Below are 23,666 nucleotides of genomic sequence, written 5' to 3'. Positions count from 1 at the left end.
AAAGGGACAACCAACTTAACTTTGCCACATAAACATGTCCCATGATACTCAGTTGACATAAATACTCCTTTTTGATTGAAATGAATAATTTTTACTCAAACCTAAATCATTATAACTAAAAAACAAGCAAATCTTGTCAAGAAGTTTCAGAAACACCCTACGTTTTAGTAAAAAAACCGTATTTATTTGTTTAAAAATGTTTAAAATTAGCTCGATTAAGCAAAAAGGTATTGCTTTATTATTTTATTACTATAATATAGCCACCTCTTTGACGCGGGGTGGAGCAGCTTGGTAGCTCGTCGGGCTCATAACCCGAAGGTCGTTGGTTCAAATCCAGCCCCCGCAACCAATTCCTCAAAAATCTATTCTAAATTATTCTTAATAATAAACTATTCTGATTTCGGTACAGCCAGTAGCGTTGATACAGCTTCACTAATTCTTCTAGCAATATAGCTATTATTCATGGTGTACAAATGGATACCGTCAACATTTTGTGAAACTAAATCAACAATCTGATCGATAGCATAAGCAATACCTGCGTCACGGAACGCATCAGGGTGATGTTCGTATTTCTCCATCATCTGTTTGAATTTCTTCGGTAGATTTACGCCACACATCGATACCATACGTTCAATTTGGTTTTTGTTCGTTACCGGCATAATCCCTGCTTCAATTGGTACATTAATTCCCATATCACGGGCTTTGTCTAAGAAAGTATAAAAATAGTCATTATCAAAAAATAGCTGTGATATCAGTTGATCTGTTCCGGCACTCACCTTTTCTTTTAAATGTATTAAATCTTGTTTTAGCGTTGATACTTCAAGATGTCCTTCAGGATAACAGGCCCCAATCACATTAAAATCACCATTTTCTTTAATAAATGAAACCAGCTCGCTGGCATAGCGAAAATCATCTTTAGGTGTAACTGTTGGGCTAATATCGCCTCGCAAAGCAAGCACATTATCGATACCGGCACATTTAAGATCATGAAGAATTTTTTGCATTTCTGCTTTATCAAAATTAATTCCTGGCAAATGAGCAACACTTTCAATGCCATAAGTATGTTTGACAGCGTGGGCGATATCAATTGTCGTTTGACCATTCAAACTACCACCTGCGCCATAAGTAACACTGATAAAATCAGGTTTGAAGTAACCAAGTTCACGCAATGTGCTATAGATTGTCTCTAAAGGTGACGTTTTTTTAGGGGGAAAAACTTCAAAAGAGAACACGTTTTTTTTATTAAAGAGTAAATTTGTTTTCATCTGTATCATCCATTGGTGTGATTACTATTATCCTTACTGACATTTCCGCCGCCAAAATCGGCGGCGGAAATTAAGGTAAAGCAAATTAATTAACGCTGTTAATTAAGCGTTTTTCGAACTTCTAATGTTGCTTGAACTAAATGTTCTAAACTTGCAACAACTTCTTTCTCACCACGAGTTTTTAAACCACAATCTGGATTAATCCAAAGTTTTTGCTTGTCAATTTTTGCCAGTAACTTCTCAATTGTTGCTTTGATTTCAGCAACCGGTGGTACACGTGGTGAATGGATATCATAAACACCCGGTCCAACTTCAGTTTTAAAGTTATTGGCTTTAAGTACATCAATCAATTGTAGATTAGAACGTGATGCTTCAAATGAAATCACATCAGCATCCATGGCATCGATATCTTTGATAATGTCAGCAAATTCGCTATAACACATATGTGTATGAATTTGTGTATCAGCTTGTACTTTGCTGTGCACTAATCTAAATGCCGGAATAGCCCAATCAAGATATTCACTATTCCAATCAGCTTTACGTAATGGTAATTTCTCTTTTAACGCTGCTTCATCGATTTGGATGACTTTAATGCCGGCCGCTTCAAGATCTAACACTTCATCACTGATTGCTAAACCAATTTGGAATACTGACTCTTTTTGTGAAATATCTTCACGAGGGAACGACCAGTTAAGGATCGTCACTGGGCCAGTTAACATGCCTTTAACGGGTTTGTCAGTTAGGCTTTGTGCATATTGTGAATATTCAACGGTAATTGGTTTAGAGCGTGAAATATCACCCCATACAATTGGTGGCTTAACACAACGAGTACCATATGATTGCACCCATGCTTTTTCAGTAAAGACAAAACCATTTAAGCTTTCACCAAAATACTCAACCATGTCATTACGTTCAAATTCGCCGTGAACTAACACATCAATACCAATCTGTTCTTGAAGCTTGATGCATTCTGCAATTTTTTGTTTGTTAAACTCGGTATATTCATTTAAACAAATTTCACCTTTCTTGAATTTTGCACGATTTAAACGTACATCAGGTGTTTGCGGAAATGAACCAATCGTTGTTGTAGGTAATAATGGCAAATTAAAGGCTTTTTTCTGTGCTGCTTCACGTACTGAAAATTCTGGTAGACGGGTAAAATCAGACGCTTTTAAAGCCGAAACTTTTTGACGTACCGTTTGATTTGCTCCTTCACGCTCACGCGTAAATAGGGTTTGATTTGCTTTGTAAGCCGGACTATTTTCAAAATTCGAGTCTTTGACTAATTCACCCAGTTCAGCTAACTCTTGTAGTTTTTCTTGAGCAAAAGCAAAATAAGCTCGTTGTTGAATCGTTAATTTAGTTTCGTTTTGTAATGTATAAGGTACATGCAGTAACGAACAGGAAGTATTAATCACAATGTTTGCCGCTTTTTGCTTAATTTTTGCGACTAATTCCAATGTTTTTTTATAATTATTTTTCCAAATATTTTTACCATTTACCACACCAGCAAATAACACTTTATCAGCTGGGAAACCATGACTTTCAAGTAATGCTAAGGATTGTTTACCTTCAACAAAATCAAGTCCGATACCGTCAAATGGTAACGCCACTAATTGTTGGTAACAATCACGCACATCGCCAAAGTAAGTTTGTAAAACCACTTTGGTTATACCTTTAACGGATAAAATTGACTGATAAAGCTCATTGAATAAAGCGATATCTTCATGAGTTAAATCCGTCACTAAAATTGGCTCATCAATTTGTATCCACTGCGCACCAAGTGCAGTAAATTTCTGAATAATTTCTTGATAGGCTTTAATAATATCGGCTTTAAAATCAACAAGCTGTTTATTACCTAAATACTGTGCTAATTTGAAAAAGGTTAATGCGCCAATCACAACCGGTTTGGTTTGAATACCTAGTGCTTTGGCTTCTTGATATTCGTCAAAAGGTTTGGTGCAGGCTAATTTTATTTGTAGTGAATCTTCAATTTCTGGCACTAAGTAGTGATAATTAGTGTTAAACCATTTTTTCATTGCCAACGCTCGCACATCACCTTTTTCACCTTGATAACCACGCGCCATGGCAAAATAACGATCGAGTTCAGGTAAGCCTAAATCTTGATAACGTTTCGGGATAACATTCAGTAAACAGGCCGTATCTAATACTGCATCATAAAATGAAAAGTCATTAGATGAGATTAAAGCAATTTTATGTGAGGCTTGTTGTTGTAGATGTTCAGCACGTAGGGCTTTTGCTTCATTTAATAATTCAGCTTGGGTTTTGTTACCTTTAAAATAAGCTTCGGTTGCAAATTTAAGCTCACGAAGTTTACCAACACGAGGATATCCAATAACTGCAGTATTCATTTTCTTTTCCTTATTTAGCATTTAGCACTTTTCTTTAGTGGTTAAAAAGATAGCAAAAAAAAATGTTATTGAATAATTCTAGTTTTTTATCAAAAGATATAGTTTTTAGCTATATCAAAAGGTATAAAAAATCCCTCAGTTTTTCAACAGAAGGATTGAAGTAGATGAAAATTAATAAATTAACTACTGGCGCCATTCGCCACGGATTGGTCTTGAAAAATGAGCAAGCACAGCGATCATACAGATTTCGATCGATACACCCCAATAGATATGCCCTAAAATTTCACTCCAAAGTTCATAACCATTTAGGTTCCATAACCAACCAACGGTGCCTTGCGGATCATAAGCGGGATGACGAAAACCTAATAGCGGAATTAAAAAACCGTGCATCATAACGGTAATGATAATGCCATAAAATGCACCATACCATAATCGAATATTATTCCAGAAGTAGGCAATAAATACATAAACGAAGGCAAAGGCAAAACTAAATAACCAGTGATAAAGTGTTACTGCGCCCGAAACGATTGCCGTTTGGTAAACATAATCAAGTGAATGAGAATTAATGCCTAACCAACCAAGCCATGCATCAATGTGTGCCGCAGGTGGTGAAATTTCCCCAGGAACACGAGGAGGCATATTAACTTCAGAACCCCATTTAACCAGTGCGCTAATGAATCCACCAATCAGAGTAGTCCAAACAATAATTTGACGATTTATTTTATTTCCAAACATTTAATAATACCTTTATAGTTTAAAAGCTTGTAAATTATATCCGTAAGCAACCGTGGAAGAAAGGGGAATAAGCTGAATTGATCGAGTATAAAAGTTATTGTTATAATTGGTAAAAATTATTTATTAAGCGTCTTTTAATAGCATCCTAAAAAGTAGCAAATAAATTATCCATGGATTTAGGTTATGAATGTCGAAATTGTACAATTTCCTGCATTAGCCGTCATTGAACATTATGGTTCACCTTTATTAGAGAATAACACTCTAAATAAATTCATTAAATGGCGACAAGAAAGCAATTTTTTAGATAGTCAAAAGTATCAAAGTTATGGTATTCATTATACCAATCCCAACACGACGCCTCTCAGTGGGCATCATGTCGATTTTGCAATATCGATAAATTGCACAATTCCCTCAAATGATTACGGAATCATCAATAAAAAAATAACACAACTTCGTTGTGCCAAGGCAAGGGATATTGGCTCTAGAGAAAATAATCAAGCCATTATTTACTTACTTGAAACATGGCTTCCACAAAGTGGCGAGCGGATAGAGAACTTTCCTCCAATTTTCCATTATGTAAATGTCGGTTTAAACATTCAACCACAAGAGATGATCACTGATGTTTATTTGCCATTAGCGTAAATTAATTATTATCTTTTTAAAAATTAATGCTTATAAAAATAATTAACTGTATTTATTTACAGTGTTTTTGCTGTTATACTGCCAATATGGTAACCAACCTTATGTATTAATTTATTATGATAACGCAATTGACTATTAATAATTTTGCTATCGTCGATCAGTTGTTAGTTGATTTTACAACAGGGATGACCGCAATTACGGGTGAAACAGGCGCAGGTAAATCGATTGCGATCGATGCATTAGGGCTTTGTTTAGGAAATCGTTCTGATGCTTCAGCTATTCGTAATGGAGCTGATCGGGTTGATATTTCAGCCAGTTTTGTTCTTGATGATACTCCAGCAGCATACTCCTGGTTAACCGAAAATCAACTTGATGAAGGTAATGAATGTATTTTAAGAAGAGTTATCAATCAAGATGGGCGTTCGAAAGCATTTATTAATGGGCGTGCTGTTCCTATCTCACAATTAAAAGATTTAGGACAAATGTTAATACAAATTCATGGCCAACATGAACATCAGCGTTTATTACGAAGTGATTATCAACAAATTTTACTTAATCATTATATGAATGAGCCGACACTATTGTCGAATATGCAACAAGCTTATAAACAATGGAAATCTGCAAGCCAAGCTTATCAACAATATCTTTCTTCCAAACAAGAGCGTGATGCTCATGTTCAGTTATTACAATATCAATTAAAAGAGTTAAATGAATTTTCACCAATTGAAGGTGAATATCAACAAATCGATGAAGAATATAAAAAATTATCCAATAGCGAACAGCTAATTAATCTTAGCCAACAATCTATCATGCTATTAGATGAAGCAGACGAATATAATGTCAGCAACATGCTTAATAGTGTTAAACAAAGTATTCATGAGTTGGTCGCATTAGATCCTTCACTGAATGATGTTTTAGCTATGTTAGAAGATGCCGCTATTCAAATTAAAGAAGCTAGCTATGAATTACGCCATTATAGTGAGAGCTTAGAGCTCGATCCGGCAAGAGTGATGCAACTTGAACAACGCTTGTCTAAACAAATTGCTTTAGCGCGAAAACATCATGTTTCTCCTGAAGCATTACCTGAGTTACATCAAAATTTACTTAATGAATTTAAGCAGATTAATCAACAAGATGAACAAGGTGAACAGTTAAAAGAAGAGATCAAAAAGTATCAACAAATTGCGATAGAACTGGCTGCAAAATTGCATCAAAAACGATTAACAGTGAGTAAAACGTTGGCTAAAAAAGTAATGGCTATTATGCACGATTTATCTATGCCAAACGGTCAATTCAGTATAGATGTTATATTTGATGAAAATCGATTAAGTGAAGATGGCGCAGACCAAGTTTCTTTTTTAGTGAGTACTAATGCTGGGCAAGTGGTGCAGCTATTAGCCAAAGTTGCATCTGGTGGTGAATTGTCTCGTATCGCACTAGCTATACAGGTTTTGACCGCGCAAAAAATGGATACCCCAGCGTTGATTTTTGATGAAATTGATGTCGGTATTAGTGGACCAACAGCGGCTAAGGTTGGGCAACTGTTAAGGCAACTTGGTGAGTCAACACAAGTCATTACGGTAACGCATTTACCACAGGTAGCGGGTCAAGCTAATCAGCACTATTTTGTCAGTAAGCAAACGAATGGTAAACAAACATCGACAGATATGCAAAGATTAGATGAAAACGGACGTTTAAATGAACTTGCTCGGTTGTTAGGTGGGGATAAAATTACAGATGCAACGCTTGCCAATGCGAAAGAGTTACTTATTATCTAATTTAATTATGGTAATATATCGCCTTTAATTGGGATCGGAGAATAACGAGATCATGAGTCTATCTGGTAAACATATTTTATTAGGGATAACTGGTGGCATTGCTGCTTACAAATGCCCTGATCTTGTCCGCCATCTAAAAAAAGCAGGTGCGCAGGTACATGTGGTATTAACTGAGTCAGCGAGCCATTTTGTTACGCCAATGACATTGCAAGCATTGTCTGGTAATACGGTATCAAGTGATTTATTTGACCCTTCTGCTGAACTATCGATGAGTCATATTGAATTAGCTAAATGGGCTGATTTGGTATTAATCGCTCCCGCTACGGCGAATATCATTGCGAAAATGGCAAATGGTATTGCTGATGATCTTTTATCAACAGTGTGTCTTGCAACACCAGCTGAAATTGCCATAGCGCCAGCTATGAACCAACAGATGTATAAAGCTGCTGCAACTCAACAGAACTTAGCGACATTAGCTTCGCGAAATACCTTAATTTGGGGGCCTGATGATGGTTTTCAAGCTTGTGGTGATTTTGGCCCAGGACGAATGGTTGAACCTGCAACCATTGTTAAGCATGTTGAGAAGTATTTTTCAGCAACGTCAACACTTGCTGGAACCGAGATTACCATTACTGCAGGCCCAACCATTGAAGAGCTTGATCCGGTACGCTATATCAGTAATTACAGTTCAGGTAAAATGGGTTATGCTATTGCTCAGGCAGCGGCTGAAATTGGAGCAACAGTAAACTTAATCAGTGGCCCAGTTAATTTAGCAACTCCAAATAATGTGAATCGCATTAATGTAAAAAGTGCTAATGAGATGTATGATGTGGCATTAAAGTTAGCTAAAAAATCATCAATTTTTATTTCTTGTGCTGCTGTTGCTGATTATAGAGCTGAAACTATTGCCACGAAAAAAATTAAAAAAACCGATGATAGTAATGAACTTGTTATTAAATTAGTTAAAAATCCTGATATTGTTGCCAACATTGCTTCATTAAAGAAAGGACGTCCGTTTGTTGTAGGCTTTGCCGCTGAAACCAATAACATAAAGGCTTATGCCCTTAAAAAATTAACCACTAAGAACTTAGATTTGATTTGTGCTAATGATGTGTCTGACAAGAAAATAGGCTTTAATTCTGATCAAAACGCATTAACCCTTTATTGGCAAAATGGTGAACAAACGTTACCATTAAGCAATAAGCAAGAATTAGCAAAAGAATTACTTCAAGCAGTTATAACACGATATAAAGCGAGTCATGATGAAAAGAAAAATTGATATAAAAGTATTAGATAAACGTTTAGGTAACGAGTTTCCACTGCCAACTTACGCAACTGAAGGTTCCGCAGGTATTGATTTAAGAGCGATGTTTGATAAAACAACCGAAATCAAAGCAGGCGAAACAATCTTAACCCCAACCGGATTATCAATGCATATTGCTGACCCTAGTTTAGCTGCATTAGTATTACCTCGTTCAGGCCTTGGTTCAAAAAATGGTATTGTCCTTGGTAATTTAGTCGGTTTAATTGATTCCGATTATCAAGGACAGTTGTTTGTTCCCCTTTGGAACCGAAGTCAAAACCCATTTGTTATTGAGCCAGGTGATCGTATTGCTCAATTAATTATTGTGCCAGTCGTGCAAGCAGAATTTAATATTGTTGATGATTTTATCGAATCAGCGCGTGGCGAAGGTGGATTTGGGCATTCAGGTAAGAAATAATCGTGAGTAGCAAAAATAAAAATCGTAAAGAAGATATACTTCAAGCATTAGCAACAATGCTTGAATCCAATGAGGGAACACAACGAATAACTACTGCTAAATTAGCTGCAACTGTTGGTGTTTCTGAAGCGGCATTGTATAGGCATTTTCCAAGTAAAACTAAAATGTTTGAAAGTTTGATCGTTTATATTGAAGACATTCTGCTTTCTCGCATCAATGTGATTTTGCAAGATGAACCAAAAACATTTATGCGGCTTCAACTTATTTTGGCTTTAATCCTTGGTTTTTCTGAAAAGAATCCTGGGTTGACTCGGATTATGACTGGGCATGCGTTAATGTTTGAGCAAGACCAATTGCAAGAACGAATCAGTCAATTATTTGAACGTATCGAAACGCAGATAAAGCAAGTTATACGAGAAAGAAAAATCCGTGAAGGCGTGGCCTTTACCACTGATGAACGTATTTTATCTAGTCAGTTACTTGCTTTTTGCGAAGGAATGATGGCTCGTTATTCCCGTTCTGGTTTTAAATATCTACCAACAACAAACTTTGAAACCCGTTGGACTTTATTAGCAAAACAGTTAGTTTAAACCAATTTAATCGCAATTATTCAATTAACTATTTCTGTTATTTTTACAGAGGATAATTTCATGAGTTTTGAAAATATAGTAAACCAGATTTGGTTGTTTATTGAGAAATATGATGGCGTAGTAATCAGTTATATTGCTCATTTTTGTTTTGCCATTCTTATTTTTTTAATTGGTCGAACAATTGCTAAATTTGTTGCTCGTCAATTAAGAAGAATTTTAACTAATCGCCATGTCGATCCGACTGTAGTTAAATTTGTTAGTTCTTTATCTTATTATGCCATTATTGTTATGACGCTAGTTGCCGTGTTAGGTCAACTTGGTGTGCAAACCGCATCAATTGTTGCGGTAATTGGTGCCGCCGGCTTAGCCGTAGGTTTAGCTCTGCAAGGTTCGTTGTCTAATTTTGCAGCTGGTGTAATTTTAATTATCTTTCGCCCATTCAGAGTTGGCGAAACAGTCATTATTAATAATCAGCAAGGTGTTATTGATTCAATTCAAATCTTTTCAACAACTATTGTCACGCCAACGAATGAAATGGTCGTCATTCCAAATGGACAAGTGGTTAGTGCAAATATTATTAACTATACTCGTTTGCCAGAAAGACGTTTAGATATAGTTGTTAATGTGGGATATGATTCTGATATTCAGAAAGTTTATAAAGTATTAAGAGAAGCTGTAAATAAAACTGATAATATTTTAACGTGTAAAGAACCGATTATACGTTTGGATTTGCTGGATGCTTCATCCATGAATTTTAATGTTTTAGTCTGGACGTTAAATGCTAATTATGGACCAGTAAAAGCTGTATTACTTGAGAATATTAAAAATGGGCTAACTGAAAATGGCATTAATATTCCTTACCCAACTATGGATGTAAATCTTAGTTCTCCGTCGTAATTTTCAACTACATTATGTATTCCGTTGTCATTGAACAACGGAATCATTTTTCAAAAATTAGATATCTTGATCCATGTTTAAAGCTGGTTTATCACAATCAGGACAACCAACAATTTTAGCAGGAACACCAGCTACTGTTGTATGTTCAGGAACAGGCTCTAAAACGACTGAACCAGCTCCAATTTTTGCTCCTTTACCTATTTCTATATTTCCTAAAATCGTTGAGTGCGCACCAATCATTACTCCTTCACGAATTTTAGGATGACGATCGCCATTTTCTTTTCCGGTTCCACCTAATGTCACTGATTGTAAAATAGAAACATCATTTTCAATAACTACGGTTTCACCAATGACTATCCCTGTTGCATGGTCAAACATAACACCACAGCCAATTTTAGCTGCTGGATGGATATCAACGCCAAATACAATAGCAATTTGACTCTGTAAAAAAGTTGCTAGTGATTTACGGTTTTGTTTCCAAAGCCAGTGTGCAATTCGATAAGCTTGTAGTGAAAGAAAACCTTTATAATAAAGCAGCGGTGTGGAATAGTAATTGGTTGCTGGATCTCGAATATAAACAGCAAGTATATCGGTAATAGCGGCATTGATTATGTTGCTATCTGCTTGATAAGCTTGCCTAGCAATTTCTCGAATCTCAATTGCCGGTACAACTTGGGTTGCAAGCTTGTTAGCTAAAATATAACTTAATGCACTACCTAAATTTTCATGATTAAGTAAAGTTGCATGGAAATAGCTTGCTAACATTGGCTCACTTTCAACGAGCTTTGATGCTTCTTCTCGGATTGTCTGCCATAACATGTCCGGTTTAACCACTTTTTTGCTTGTATTCACACCAAGTACCTATATAGATTTAAACGTCAGTCTCAACAATTTATATTGTTTCGCAAACTAAGAATAGAAGCAAGCTTTCTCTATAGATATTATAAAATGGGAACAAATTGTTCCCATTTTTATAACATTTAAGAATGATGGTTATTTTTCTGTTTTTTGTTTATTGTCACTTAAAGTAAATGTTGCAATAAATAAAATGACAAATACTATTGCTGCTAGTACATAGAAAGTAGTTGAATATCCTGTTTTATCAAATAACTTACCTACAATCCATGACAATACAATAACACCTACATTTGATGAGATGTTAAATCCAACTAAGTATAGTGTGGATGATAGTCTCGCATCAAAGTTGGCTACAGCGTATTTAAATACCGCTAGAATAAATAGTGGTGTTTCAATTGCGTGGAAAAGTTTAACTAATGAAATTAGATAAACATTATCTAACGTTGCAGATAATGAGATTCGGCATACCATTACCAACGCTGCTGCTAGTAAAGCTTTTTTTGCACCAATTTTATTAATAAAATAGGGTACTAAAATCATACAAGCTGCTTCTAAAAAAACTTGGAAAGAATTTAAATATCCATAAACTTGATAGCCACTTTCTGGTTTATCAAAGAAGCTGGTATAGAAATTTGGAAATAGTTGCTGATCATATATGGTATAAAAGCTATTAGTACCAATTATAAAAAAGACAAATAACCAAAACTTTTTCATACCAAATAGTGAAAAAATTTCACTCATGGTAGGGATAGATGGTTTTTCCATGACTGCTTGTGTTTTACCGTTTGCCAAAGACTCTTGTTTAGGTTTAAAAACTAAATTGATGGTGAAATAGATAGCTGCAACCCCAGATGCCATCCAGAAGTTAATGTGAGGGTTAATGCCAAATAAAATGCCAGCAACAAAAGTTGCAGCAGCATAACCAAATGATCCCCAGAATCTTGCTGGGCCAAATTCAAAACCAAATAGACGACTAATTCGCTCGATAAAAGAGTCAATCAAAGCACATCCAGAAATAAAACCAGCACTTAAGACTGGAGCTCCAATACAGACACCCAAAATAAAATCATTTCGAAGTAAAGGCTCATAGACATAAATTAAAAACGGGCCAATCAGTAACATGATAATACTTTGGAAGGTAATTACCGCTTTACCTATCTGCAATTTATCTTGGATAATGCCATAAAAAATCATAAAAAACATGGCTGCAGCAGAGTTAGCAGAATAAACAACCCCTAATTGTTCACCAGATAAACCAATTTGGCTTTTGAGCCAAATGGCATAAAAAGACCACCAAAGTGACCATGCTGCATAAAAGGTAACAAGATAGCCTGACGAGAACCAATAATTTCTATTTTGTATTATATCTATATTCATTTTCATTCTCTTTTTATGTTGAAGTTTAACGTTAACATTATTGTCATAATTGGAATAAAATAGAAACAGCCAATTATCATAAATGTTACTTTCCTCACACTTTTTATCATTTTTATTTGTGATATCATCATACAAAGCTAAAATTTATTATTATTTTTAATGTGAGCAAAAGGATTCAACTATGGCTTCACTCAAGGATGTTGCTAGATTGGCATCAGTTTCATTGATGACGGTTTCTCGAGCAATCAATAATCCTGACAAACTCAATAAAGAAACATATAAAAAAGTGAAGAAAGCTATTGAGGAACTTAATTATGTGCCGGATTTATCTGCACGAAAGATTCGAGGAGATAATTCTGGCCCTTATGCTATTGGTGTGCTGGCACTAGAAACGGCGACAACGCCATTCTCAGTTGAATTACTTCAAGCAATAGAAAAAACAGCTCAACAACATGGTTGGAATACGTTTATTGTTAATTTATTTGATGATAAAGATGCTGATCATGCGATTAATACTCTTTTATCTTATCGACCTAATGGTATTATTTATACAACAATGGGGTTAAGAAAAGTTCAACTGCCAGATAAATTGCTCGGTAAAAATGTGGTATTAGCAAACTGCATTAGTGATTCTGAGCAGCTTGCTTGTTATATCCCTGATGATTATTCTGGTCAATATCAAGCGATGCAGAATGTAATAAATAAGGGATATAAAAAACCATTATGTATCTATTTATCAGAAGATACTTTAGCGGGTAAAATTAGGCGTAAAGCTGCTGAGCAAGCATGGTTAGATGCTGGCAACGATTTAAACGATATCAAGAGTTATCATACTTTAATGTCACCTGCAAACCTTTCCCTAGAATATATGATGACGATAGAAATTTTGGCAAAACATTGTGTTAAAAAACCAGATTTTGATGTATTAATTTGTGGTAACGATAGAATTGCTTTTGTTGCTTATCAATTTTTACTTGGTAAAGGATTTCATATTCCCAACGATGTTGCGGTTCTCGGTTATGACAATATGGTTGGTACTGGTGAACTTTTTTATCCTTCACTGACTACTGTACAATTACCACATTATGAAATAGGTCAAAAAGCAGCTCTGCATATAATCAATAGTGAAAGTAAAAAAACTATCACTCACATACCATCACCATATTTAGAACGAGAATCTTTATAACGAAAAAAAACCACCTTAGTTGGTGGTTTTTTTTTATAAATTATTCATAAATTGATTTTAATTGCCAGCTATCTAATTTGGTAATTTTTGCTTGTCCATTTTCGGCAAATAAGTTAATTAACCTTTTTGCTGGTAATTTAGGATAAATACGGCTTGAGAGGCTATATAAATCTTTATTTATGAAAACTTCGACTGATGATGCATCAACAAAAATATGTAATGTTAGTTTTTTGGTTTTTGGTAATGGCACACTTCGATAACCTTTTAAGTCAATTCCAGAAAGACTTCGGTCTAGAATGATGCGGTTAGCTTGCCGATCAATGTACAATAAGGTTGCTTGCTTACCATCTGGTGTCGCAGCAAGTTGTAATCCAAAACGTTCAGCATTACTATTGACTAAATCAATTTCAACATTAATTTCACAACTAATTGATTCAATTTTGGTATTTTTTAATTCACTATTTAATTCAATATTAGTTAATGATTGTGGTTTTTCGCGCAGTGCCACAAGTTCTTTAATTGGTCGATTACGAACTCTATTTTGTCGATCTAGGATTAATTCGCGTGGTAAAGTAAATGCTCCCATCCATTTATCATGTTTACTTGGCATTTTTGATTCCCACATATCCATCCAACCAAACATAATACGACGACCATCTGCTGCGAGGAATGATTGTGGCGCATAAAAATCGTGACCAAAGTCCATCTCTTGGAATGATTTGATTATTGAAAATGGCTTACCTGGCTGCCAATCTCCAACGATATAGCCAGATTGGAATCGATTTCGATATTGATAACCTTTTGCTTGCATACCTTGTGGTGAGAACATTAATATCCATTTATCTCCTAATGGGAAAAAGTCTGGACATTCAAGCATATAAACATTCGGATCGATATCACTGATAAGAACTTGTTCAAACTTCCAATCTTTTAAATCAGTTGAACGATAAAGTAACACTTGACCAACATCATTGGTTTCTCGCTGACCAACTACCATCCACCATTTACCATTTTGTTTAAACACTTTAGGATCACGAAAATGCATAATCCCTTCTTTTGGTGTAAGTATAGTTCCATGTTTTTTAAAATTAATACCATCTTTACTTGTGGCAAGACATTGAGTTTCTCGGATATGTTCATCATTACCTTGACCATTTAACCATATATGGCCTGTGTAAATTAAGCTCAATTCGCCATTATTATCTACAGCTGAACCTGAAAAACACCCACTCTTGTCATAATCATGATCTGGCGCAATTGCAATTGGTAATCTCCGCCATGTAATAAGATCATCACTTACTGCATGTCCCCAGTGCATTGGTCCCCAATTCTCATTATAAGGATGGTGTTGATAGAAAGCATGATATTGTCCTTTATAATAGACTAAGCCATTTGGATCATTCATCCAACCAGCTTGAGGTGATAAATGGAAATGAGGATAATATTGCTTATTCATTTCTTTTTCTAATTTTTTTATAGCTTGGTTAGCTTTATCAATTGCATTTGTCATAACATTCCCTTCTTTTATCATGAGTTAGGTTAATACGATTATATACTACATTAATTTTTTTGTTAACGTTAACTTATAGTGAAATAAACGTTAAAATATGTGATGATAGTCACATATTTTTAACGTTAACAATGATTTTTTTTATAAATGATTTAGTTTATAGTTAATATTGATTATCAACACATCAGCTAATCAATGCTTAATGAATTAATTTGAGTATGCTGAGATAGTAATGACACACAAATTTAACCTATTAATAATATGAGTGACAAAATGAATAATACAAAAGTATGGTCTCTTGGTGATGCTGTTATTGATTTATTACCATTTGGTGAAATGAACTACCGAGCCTGTGCTGGAGGTGCTCCTGCAAATGTAGCTATTGGTATTGCTAAGTTAGGACTGCCCTCTGGTTTTATTGGTAGAGTTGGTAATGATCCATTTGGTCACTTCATGGAAAAGACTTTTTGTGAGCATCATGTTGATTGCCAAAGTCTTGAAAAGGATGAGGAGCATAGAACAAGCACTGTTGTTGTTGATTTAGGTGAAAATGGTGAACGAAGTTTTACCTTTCTTGTTTCACCCTCGGCCGATCAATTTTTGTCAGAACAAGCACTTCCTGATTTTAATCAAGATATTCTTCATTTTTGTTCTTTAGCATTAGTTGGAACAACTTGTCGACAAACGCTCAAACAAGCTATTGAGAAACTCAGTGATAAAAATGGTTTAGTTAGTTTTGATATCAATTTACGTGAACAAATGTGGCAAGATAAAAATGAAATGCGCACAATTATCACTCAATTCTGTCATGATGCTGACATTCTTAAACTCTCTGATGAAGAGTTGTTTTGGTTAACTGAGAGCCAAGATTGGCATGTAGCTCTCGATAAATTGCAACAACATTATAATGCACCACTTAAGTTAGTTACCAAAGGTCGAGATGGTAGTATTGTGTTATGGCAAGGTAAAACTTTTACTTTTGACTCATTTCATGTCAATAGCATTGATACAACTGGAGCTGGAGATGCATTTGTTGCAGGATTACTTAGCAGTATTGCTTTATCAGGTATGCCTGAGGATAAATTAATGTTAGAAAGTATGATGACTATAGCCAGCGCATGCGGAGCACTAGCTACCACCAAAAAAGGTGCATTAACGGCATTACCAGACAGTGGTTTTTTACAATCATTTATTAGTGATAATCCTGCACTAATAGCGAAACAGATGGGATAGTAAAATGACTGAAAAGGAGAAAATGTTAACAGGTTTACTTTATAATCCTTGTATTAATGAGCTTGAAAAAGAGCGAATTTATGCACAAGATCTCTGCTTTCAGTTAAACCAACTATCACCTTCAGCAGTGGATAAACGGCAACAACTTTTTAGAAAGCTATTAGGTAAAACACCGAAGCAATTTACAATTATGCCCGGTTTTCAATGTGATTATGGCTACAATATTGAAATTGGAGAGAATTTTTTTGCTAATTTTAACTGCATCATGCTTGATGCGGCCAAAATTACATTCGGAGATAATGTCCTTGTCGCACCCAATTGCGGTTTTTATACCTCAGGTCACCCACTTGATAACCAAATACGCAACAGTGGGCTTGAGTTTGCCAAACCGATTACGATCGGTAATAACGTTTGGATTGGTGGTAACGTAATTGTACTACCCAATGTGACTATCGGCGATAATACGGTTATTGCAGCAGGCAGTATTGTAGATCGAGATATCCCTTCAAATGTCGTTGCCATGGGTACGCCATGCCGAGTGTATAAAACACTTTAATGCCATTTAAACTATCTGTTTGCTACATTGTGCTCTAGCCCATGCATCAATAGTGAACACATCATCAATAGTGGCAGGTTCCGGAAAATTAAGTTGATCTAACGTGGTTGCAACTTGTTTGGCAATATCCATAAAACCAATTTTTTGCTGTAAAAATGCTTCAACTGCCACTTCGTTGGCAGCGTTAAGCGCTGTTGTTGCCGCTTGCCCTTCACCACAAGCCTCAATGGCTAATTTTAAGCATGGATAGCGAATAAAATCGGGTTGATTGAAGGTTAATGATGAGATTTGAGTAAAATCTAAAGCAGGTACACCGGATGAAATACGTAATGGATAAGACATTGAATAAGCAATTGGCGTACACATATCTGGCACGCCTAATTCTGCAATAATACTGCCATCTAGATAACGTACCATCGAGTGAATAATCGATTGAGGATGTACAATAATCTCCATTTGTTCAGAACTAGCATTAAACAACCAGCGTGCTTCAATGTATTCCAAGCCTTTATTCATCATCGTTGCCGAATCAACTGAAATCTTTTTACCCATTGACCAGTTAGGATGTAAAGTCGCTTGCTCAGGTGTGGCTGTAGTTAATTGATTTAACGGTAGTTCCCGAAAAGGTCCGCCAGATCCGGTTAACACAATTTTGGCGATACCATGATCAGTCAGATTAGCAAATCCAAGATCATGCTGCACTGCGGTAGGTAAACTTTGAAAAATCGCATTATGTTCACTATCGACCGGTAGTAGCTCGGCACCATATTGCTTCACCGCTTGCATAAATAAATGCCCACAAGTGACTAATGACTCTTTATTAGCTAATAAAATGCGTTTACCTTTTTCAATTGCAGCAAGAGTCGGCCTTAATCCTGCTGCACCAACAATTGCAGCCATAACTTGGTTAACTTCGGGAAGCTGTGCTAAATCACACATAGCTTGCTCACCACTCAGTACTTCTATATTCAATTTTAGGTTAGCTAAATTTGCTTTAAGCTGCTGCGCTGCTTGTTTGCTCGCCATAGCAACATATTTTGGTTTAAACTCCTGACACTGCTCTGTCATTTTTGCAACATTACTGCCACCTACTAGCACATAAGCTTTGTATAAAGTTGGATTTTGCCGAATGACGGCTAACGTGCTACAGCCGATCGATCCTGTTGAACCTAAAATTGCGATATTTTTCATAATTAATAAATTAAACCAATGTTATTTTCTTCAAAGTAAGCGACGTAGTCTAAATCCGGTGCTCTATCGGTCATCACCAAATTAAACTGATCAAGGTTACAAATAAAAGCCGGTTTAACTTGATTAAACTTAGTATGATCGGCAATTAAAATATTTTGATTAGATTTTTTCATCGCCTGATGCTTCATATTCAGTTCATCAAAATGGTAACAAGTTGCACCTTGAGTGAGATCAATACCCGCTGCCGAAATAAAAGCTTTATTTGGGCAGATAAAATCGAGCGGATTATGGGAACTAATGCCGGTAAAAATTGCATTATTAAGCTGATATTGCCCACCACATAAAATGATTTTACATTTTGGTTTGTTTTGTAACGCTAGAAAAGCATTGAGTGAATAGCAGATTGCAGTAAAAGCAATATCATCACTAATTTCATCAATGATAAATTGCATGGTTGTACCGCAATCAAAAAAAATAGTATCGTTCTCATCAACAAATTGGCTAACTAGTTTACCAATATAACGCTTTTCATCTACATGTTTATCTTTTTGATCTGAAACAAAATATTGCGATATGGTATGGCGTGCTTGGTTAACAATATAACCGCCTAAAACAGCTAAACATGATGATTGATTGCTAAGATCTCGACGAATTGTCATTTCAGAAACAGCAAGCATTTGCGCTGCTTGCTTTAAATGAATTTTATCGGTAGTTTTTAATTGCTCAATAAGTGCATTAACTCTTTTTTGCGGTTGCGTTTCCATTGCCATTCCATAAATAGCAATAAGCTACTATACAGTAGCTTATAAAAGGATGAATTAATAGCCGCTAGATGATGCTTTATCGCCTGATACAATTGCAATACCAGCACTAGCGCCTAACCGTGTTGCACCAGCTTGAACCATTTTTTCAGCAGTTTGACGATCTCTAATGCCACCTGATGCTTTGACACCCATTTTATCACCGACTGTTTCGCGCATCAATTTAACATCTTCAACTGTTGCCCCTGATAAGCTAAAACCAGTTGAAGTTTTAACAAAAGCAACGCCAATTTCTTTACAAATTGTACAAACTGTAACGATTTCTTCTTTAGTTAATAAGCAAGTTTCTAAAATAACTTTTAACGGCACTGAACCACAAGCATTAAATACTGCTTGAATATCTTCTTTAACCGCCGTTAGATCATTGCTTTTTAGCCAGCCGACATTGATAACCATATCGATCTCTTCTGCACCAGCTTTGACTGCCATTTCAGTCTCAAATGCTTTAGCAGAAGTCAGCATAGCACCTAAAGGAAAGCCAACGACTGAACAAACCTTTACATCGCTACCTTTAAGCAAGCTAGCGACTAAAGGCACATAGCCTGAATTAACACATACAGAATAGAAATGATACTGCTTTGCTTCTTCACAAAGTTTACGTATTTGATCTTCTGTGGCATTCATCGCCAGTAAAGTATGATCAATATACTTTGCATAATCCATAATGATGTCCTTTAATTTTTGTTAGTAATGTCTAGTAAATGATTTTAGTATTAAGTAAATGATGTTATAAAAATAACATATATAGCCCTATAATGTTATTTCCGTAACATTATATACTTAAATTTTGATAATTAAAAACTAAACTATTTAATAAACTTAAACAATTGAATCAAATCAGACTGGAAACCATGATTTTGACAAACTTGATTATTTTTAGTGGCTAATGATGCGCTAATACGGATACATTGTTTACCCTTTAATTTTGCATAAGCGCATTATCTTCATTGAGCAACTGTAGATAAACTCAGTTAGACTTTATATCGCTTAAATAGAAGGATAGCTGTTTATTTTATTGAGTGATTTTTTATTTTTGATCTATTCGCTTACTGATAAAACTAATATTTTGTATTTTTCAGCGGTAATTAAATGATTGATAGTTGATTGGTAAAAATCAAAAAAACCTAGTTTTATCAACTAGGCTTTTTAGCCAAGAGATTAAAATTCCATTAACTCTTTTTCTTTATCTGCAAGCACTGCATCTAATTTTTTGATAGCTGCATCTGTTGCTTTTTGAATTAAATCTTGTGATTTACGTTCATCATCTTCTGAGATTTCTTTATCTTTTAACAAAGCTTTGATTTGATCGTTAGCATCACGACGAATATTTCGAATTGACACACGACCTTGTTCTGCTTCATTACGCACTATTTTAGTTAAATCACGACGACGTTCTTCAGTTAACGGTGGTAGAGGTACTCGAATAACTGTCCCTGCTGAAGCAGGATTAAGTCCTAAATCAGAGGTTAAAACAGCCTTTTCAATCATTGGTGTTAATGATTTATCAAATACCGTAATAGCCAGCGTTCTTGCATCTTCAGCAACAACATTAGCTAATTGACGTAGTGGTGTTGGGCTACCATAGTATTCAACCATAATTCCGTCTAATAAGCTTGGTGAAGCACGCCCGGTTCTAACTTTAGAAATATGATTTTGAAACGCCTCAATACTTTTTTCCATGCGCGTTTGCGCTTCTTTTTGAATCTCATTTAGCATAATAAAAACCTTTTTAATAATTAAGACTAACAGCTCACTGTAGTCTGATTATTGATTAATGTTCCCTCTTGCTCGCCTAAAATGACACGACGTAATGCACCAGGTTTATTCATATTAAAAACACAAATTGGTAGATTATGATCTCGTGCTAATGTAAATGCGGCTAAATCCATGACTTTTAATTCATCGTCCAACACTTTCTCATAGTTAAGTGTTTTATATAGTGTAGCATTGGGATTTTTTACTGGATCGGCAGAATAAACACCATCGACTTTGGTTGCTTTTAAAACGACATCTGCTTCAATTTCAATACCACGTAAACAAGCCGCAGAGTCAGTTGTGAAAAATGGGTTGCCTGTTCCTGCAGAAAGAATAACGACTTTGCCATGTTTAAGCAAGCTAATTGCTTCAGTCCAGCGATAATCGTCGCAAACTCCGTTTAATGGGATTGCCGACATCAAACGTGCATTAACTTCAATTCGGTGCAAAGCATCACGCATGGCAAGGCCATTCATAACTGTTGCTAGCATCCCCATATGGTCACCAACAACACGGTTCATACCCGCTTTAGCAAGTCCTGCACCACGAAATAGGTTACCACCTCCGATAACAACAGCAACCTGAACTTCCATGTCGATAAGTTCTTTAATTTCTTGTGCCATACGATCAAGAACGGTTGGATCAATACCAAAACCTTCATCACCTTGTAATGCTTCACCACTGAGTTTAAGAAGGATACGTTTATAGAAAGGGGTTACCATATGAAATCTCACTATATTTTATTACTTAAAAATCTAGAATAACTAGCTGGCAATCATTTTAAAATATTTTGCAGATAAACAAAACCGCCATTACGGCGGTTTCGATAAAAACAATTAAGATTGTTTTGATATCGCAGCAACCTCGGCTGCAAAGTCAACTTCGACTTTTTCGATACCTTCACCCACTTCGAAGCGGATAAATGTTGCAATTGTTGCTTTTTTCTCAGCAAGTAAATCACCAACTGTTTTACTTGGATCCATTACAAATGGTTGACCAGTAAGTGATACTTCACCAGTGAATTTACGCATACGGCCTTCAACCATTTTTTCTGCGATTTCACGAGGTTTACCTGATTGCATTGCAATATCGATTTGAATATTACGTTCATGTTCAACCACATCAGCAGGTACATCACTTGGGTCAACATATTCTGGTTTGCTTGCAGCGATGTGCATTGCAATATGTTTCACTAATTCTTCATCACAGCCACTGTTTGCTGCAACTAATACACCGATACGTGCACCATGTTGGTAACTACCAACAACATCACCAGTGATCTCTTGAACACGACGAATACCGATATTTTCACCAATTTTAGCAACTAAAGCGGTACGCTCTTCTTCAAATTTTGCTTGTAAAGCAGCAAGATCAGTAATGTGATCATTTAATGCCGCAGTTGCTACTTTTTCACTAAATGCGATAAAACCTGCATCTTTAGCAACAAAGTCAGTTTCACAGTTGATTTCTAGAATAACACCTGATTTTTTATCAGAAGAGATTTTAGAAATAATCACACCTTCAGCTGCAACACGACCAGCTTTTTTAGCTGCTTTTGCTTGACCTGATTTACGCATGTTATCGATAGCAAGATCGATATCACCATTTGCTTCAACTAATGCTTTCTTACATTCCATCATACCTGCGCCAGTTCTTTCACGCAGTTCTTTTACCATAGAAGCGGTAACTTCAGCCATTTTTAAATCCTCTATTTAACCATTTTGATGATTTTCATTAGAATGGGTCGATGATATTATCGACCCTGAAAATATTTGAGTTTATTACTCTGCTGCTGGAGCTTCTTCAACAAAGCTTTCTTCAGATACTGGAGATTGATTTTGTTCACGACCAGAACGAACTGCTTCAGCAACCGCATTTGCATATAATTGAATTGCACGGATCGCATCATCATTACCAGGAACGATGTAATCAATACCATCTGGATCTGAATTAGTATCAACAACAGCAATGACTGGAATACCTAAATTGTTAGCTTCTTTGATTGCGATATGTTCATGGTCTGCACCAATTACAAAAATCACATCGGGTAAGCCACCCATATTTTTAATTCCACCCAAGCTATTTTCTAATTTAGCCATTTCACGAGCACGCATAAGCGCTTCTTTTTTGGTTAATTTATCAAATGTACCATCATTAGCTTGTGTTTCTAAATCTTTAAGACGTTTGATTGATTGACGTACTGTTTTCCAGTTAGTCAACATACCACCTAACCAGCGGTGATTAACGTAGTATTGTCCACAGCTTTCAGCTGCTTGTTTAATTGCTTCACTTGCAGCACGTTTTGTGCCAACAAATAAAATTTTACCTTTACGCGCAGCAATCTTGTTTAATTCAGCTAATGCTTCATTGAACATAGGTACTGTTTTTTCAAGATTGATGATGTGTACTTTGTTGCGTGCACCAAAAATAAATGGTTTCATTTTTGGGTTCCAATAACGAGTTTGGTGTCCAAAGTGTACACCTGCTTGTAACATATCGCGCATTGATACTGTAGTCATGATTTCCTCATTTTGACGTTGGGGTTATGCCTCCACATATCCGCTTTATCCGACCTTAATACACAAAGTAAAAGGCACCCCGGAAAAGAGTAATGATATGTGTGTGTTATAACGTTAATTAAGTTTTAAAATTTGTGCTTTATTTCACAAATATTTTTGAAAAATGAATGTGAAAAGTAGCGCGCGTTTTATACCATATTTTAGTGAGATTTGCTAGTTTTTTCTTATAGAAAAAGAATAATGTAGATTTTTGAGAAAAAAATCATGCTAGTGCAGAATAAAAGATTCATAAAATCGATAACCGTGCTGAGAGGTTTTAAAGATTATCAATAAGGCATTTGTTGTTCTTATTGATGAATTAGATATATCGTTAGCACCTGTAGAGGAAATAATAAATAAACTTCAAAAAAATGATTTATCACCTAATATAAAATATGTATCAAGTATGGACGATTCAAATGTTGCTGCGCAGAATTTTAATGCTTTACATGTGGTAAATTTTTATACAGTTTCCCTTCGTAAAGCTTTTCTATTCCCCAATATGATTGAAAAATTTTAATCATCTATTTCGTTAAAAGCTATAAGTAATAAATAAGCTATAATTGTCTATCAAGATAAAACAAGCATTGTTGAGTAAATTATATATAAGGGATTTTGTCT

The 23,666-nt window shown here is 35.5% G+C and carries 22 protein-coding genes and 1 tRNA gene; 10 read left to right on the top strand and 13 right to left on the bottom strand.

Annotation, left to right across the window (positions count from 1 at the left end):
* The first annotated feature begins 272 nt into the window (after window positions 1–272).
* Window positions 273–349, top strand: a tRNA-Met gene (locus GYM76_RS10370).
* 40 nt (window positions 350–389) lie between these two features.
* On the opposite strand, the gene metF is transcribed toward GYM76_RS10370, so the two are convergent.
* The 3 genes from metF to GYM76_RS10355 all read right to left on the bottom strand — a co-directional run bounded on the left by metF (window position 390) and on the right by GYM76_RS10355 (window position 4,372).
* The gene (metF, locus tag GYM76_RS10365; RefSeq protein WP_220225409.1) at window positions 390–1,265 is read right to left on the bottom strand and encodes a methylenetetrahydrofolate reductase [NAD(P)H]; all 876 of its coding nucleotides are present in this window, start codon (window positions 1,263–1,265) and stop codon (window positions 390–392) included.
* Window positions 1,266–1,363: 98 nt separating this feature from the next.
* On the bottom strand, window positions 1,364–3,637 hold the full coding sequence (gene metE / locus GYM76_RS10360; protein ID WP_220225408.1) for a 5-methyltetrahydropteroyltriglutamate--homocysteine S-methyltransferase: 2,274 nt from the start codon (window positions 3,635–3,637) through the stop codon (window positions 1,364–1,366).
* Window positions 3,638–3,820: 183 nt separating this feature from the next.
* Window positions 3,821–4,372, bottom strand: a complete 552-nt coding sequence (locus tag GYM76_RS10355; RefSeq protein ID WP_065562709.1) for a DUF1440 domain-containing protein — start codon at window positions 4,370–4,372, stop codon at window positions 3,821–3,823.
* Window positions 4,373–4,555: 183 nt separating this feature from the next.
* Here GYM76_RS10355 and GYM76_RS10350 point away from each other — a divergent pair, with 183 nt between their 5' ends.
* The 6 genes from GYM76_RS10350 (at window position 4,556) to GYM76_RS10325 (ending at window position 10,000) form a co-directional block, all read left to right on the top strand.
* Window positions 4,556–5,014 (top strand): GyrI-like domain-containing protein, encoded by a 459-nt coding sequence (locus GYM76_RS10350; RefSeq protein WP_220225407.1) that lies wholly within the window; start codon window positions 4,556–4,558, stop codon window positions 5,012–5,014.
* A 116-nt stretch (window positions 5,015–5,130) separates the two neighbouring features.
* On the top strand, window positions 5,131–6,792 hold the full coding sequence (gene recN, locus GYM76_RS10345; protein WP_220225406.1) for a DNA repair protein RecN: 1,662 nt from the start codon (window positions 5,131–5,133) through the stop codon (window positions 6,790–6,792).
* 49 nt (window positions 6,793–6,841) lie between these two features.
* Complete coding sequence (gene coaBC, locus GYM76_RS10340) at window positions 6,842–8,071, top strand: bifunctional phosphopantothenoylcysteine decarboxylase/phosphopantothenate--cysteine ligase CoaBC (protein ID WP_370632642.1); 1,230 nt, start codon at window positions 6,842–6,844, stop codon at window positions 8,069–8,071.
* Entirely contained in the window at window positions 8,055–8,513 is a 459-nt protein-coding gene (gene dut / locus GYM76_RS10335) for a dUTP diphosphatase (RefSeq protein WP_065733692.1), read from the top strand. Before coaBC ends, dut begins: the two co-directional genes overlap by 17 nt.
* 2 nt (window positions 8,514–8,515) lie before the next feature.
* Window positions 8,516–9,103 carry a nucleoid occlusion factor SlmA gene (gene slmA / locus GYM76_RS10330; RefSeq protein WP_255561351.1) on the top strand — a complete coding sequence of 196 codons (588 nt, stop codon included), beginning with the start codon at window positions 8,516–8,518 and terminating at the stop codon, window positions 9,101–9,103.
* Window positions 9,104–9,163: 60 nt separating this feature from the next.
* Window positions 9,164–10,000 carry a mechanosensitive ion channel domain-containing protein gene (locus tag GYM76_RS10325; RefSeq protein ID WP_220225404.1) on the top strand — a complete coding sequence of 279 codons (837 nt, stop codon included), beginning with the start codon at window positions 9,164–9,166 and terminating at the stop codon, window positions 9,998–10,000.
* A gap of 57 nt (window positions 10,001–10,057) precedes the next feature.
* Here GYM76_RS10325 and cysE read toward each other — a convergent pair whose 3' ends face one another.
* Together cysE and GYM76_RS10315 are read right to left on the bottom strand one after the other, a co-directional pair.
* A complete protein-coding gene (gene cysE / locus GYM76_RS10320) occupies window positions 10,058–10,819 on the bottom strand; it encodes a serine O-acetyltransferase (protein ID WP_370632639.1) in 762 nt (253 codons plus the stop codon).
* Window positions 10,820–10,993: 174 nt separating this feature from the next.
* Window positions 10,994–12,235: an oligosaccharide MFS transporter gene (locus tag GYM76_RS10315; protein ID WP_218059968.1), complete on the bottom strand. Its 1,242-nt coding sequence runs from the start codon at window positions 12,233–12,235 to the stop codon at window positions 10,994–10,996.
* 181 nt (window positions 12,236–12,416) lie between these two features.
* On the opposite strand from GYM76_RS10315, the gene GYM76_RS10310 reads away from it, so the two are divergent.
* Complete coding sequence (locus tag GYM76_RS10310; RefSeq protein ID WP_220225402.1) at window positions 12,417–13,421, top strand: LacI family DNA-binding transcriptional regulator; 1,005 nt, start codon at window positions 12,417–12,419, stop codon at window positions 13,419–13,421.
* A gap of 40 nt (window positions 13,422–13,461) precedes the next feature.
* Here GYM76_RS10310 and GYM76_RS10305 read toward each other — a convergent pair whose 3' ends face one another.
* Window positions 13,462–14,931, bottom strand: coding sequence for a glycoside hydrolase family 32 protein (locus tag GYM76_RS10305; protein WP_220225401.1), 1,470 nt, complete (start codon window positions 14,929–14,931; stop codon window positions 13,462–13,464).
* Between the two features lie 273 nt (window positions 14,932–15,204).
* On the opposite strand from GYM76_RS10305, the gene GYM76_RS10300 reads away from it, so the two are divergent.
* Both GYM76_RS10300 and GYM76_RS10295 read left to right on the top strand, forming a co-directional pair.
* The gene (locus tag GYM76_RS10300) at window positions 15,205–16,164 is read left to right on the top strand and encodes an aminoimidazole riboside kinase (RefSeq protein ID WP_220225400.1); all 960 of its coding nucleotides are present in this window, start codon (window positions 15,205–15,207) and stop codon (window positions 16,162–16,164) included.
* A gap of 4 nt (window positions 16,165–16,168) precedes the next feature.
* Entirely contained in the window at window positions 16,169–16,720 is a 552-nt protein-coding gene (locus GYM76_RS10295) for a sugar O-acetyltransferase (protein WP_370632562.1), read from the top strand.
* Between the two features lie 6 nt (window positions 16,721–16,726).
* On the opposite strand, the gene ispC is transcribed toward GYM76_RS10295, so the two are convergent.
* The 7 genes from ispC to rpsB form a co-directional block, all read right to left on the bottom strand.
* Window positions 16,727–17,911: a 1-deoxy-D-xylulose-5-phosphate reductoisomerase gene (gene ispC / locus GYM76_RS10290; protein ID WP_220225398.1), complete on the bottom strand. Its 1,185-nt coding sequence runs from the start codon at window positions 17,909–17,911 to the stop codon at window positions 16,727–16,729.
* A gap of 2 nt (window positions 17,912–17,913) precedes the next feature.
* Window positions 17,914–18,675, bottom strand: coding sequence for a DNA-binding transcriptional repressor DeoR (gene deoR, locus GYM76_RS10285; RefSeq protein ID WP_065562698.1), 762 nt, complete (start codon window positions 18,673–18,675; stop codon window positions 17,914–17,916).
* 54 nt (window positions 18,676–18,729) lie between these two features.
* Window positions 18,730–19,395: a deoxyribose-phosphate aldolase gene (deoC, locus tag GYM76_RS10280; protein ID WP_065562697.1), complete on the bottom strand. Its 666-nt coding sequence runs from the start codon at window positions 19,393–19,395 to the stop codon at window positions 18,730–18,732.
* A gap of 495 nt (window positions 19,396–19,890) precedes the next feature.
* On the bottom strand, window positions 19,891–20,448 hold the full coding sequence (gene frr, locus GYM76_RS10275) for a ribosome recycling factor (protein ID WP_065562696.1): 558 nt from the start codon (window positions 20,446–20,448) through the stop codon (window positions 19,891–19,893).
* A 26-nt stretch (window positions 20,449–20,474) separates the two neighbouring features.
* Window positions 20,475–21,209, bottom strand: a complete 735-nt coding sequence (gene pyrH / locus GYM76_RS10270) for a UMP kinase (protein ID WP_065562695.1) — start codon at window positions 21,207–21,209, stop codon at window positions 20,475–20,477.
* A gap of 114 nt (window positions 21,210–21,323) precedes the next feature.
* A complete protein-coding gene (gene tsf / locus GYM76_RS10265; RefSeq protein WP_065562694.1) occupies window positions 21,324–22,184 on the bottom strand; it encodes a translation elongation factor Ts in 861 nt (286 codons plus the stop codon).
* Window positions 22,185–22,268: 84 nt separating this feature from the next.
* Window positions 22,269–23,006 carry a 30S ribosomal protein S2 gene (rpsB, locus tag GYM76_RS10260; protein ID WP_034882419.1) on the bottom strand — a complete coding sequence of 246 codons (738 nt, stop codon included), beginning with the start codon at window positions 23,004–23,006 and terminating at the stop codon, window positions 22,269–22,271.
* Between the last annotated feature and the right edge of the window lie 660 nt (window positions 23,007–23,666).

Origin of the sequence: Gilliamella sp. ESL0443 (assembly GCF_019469165.1) — a bacterium.
Lineage (GTDB): Bacteria > Pseudomonadota > Gammaproteobacteria > Enterobacterales > Orbaceae > Gilliamella > Gilliamella apicola_E.
This window is presented reverse-complemented; position numbering and strand designations above follow the sequence as displayed.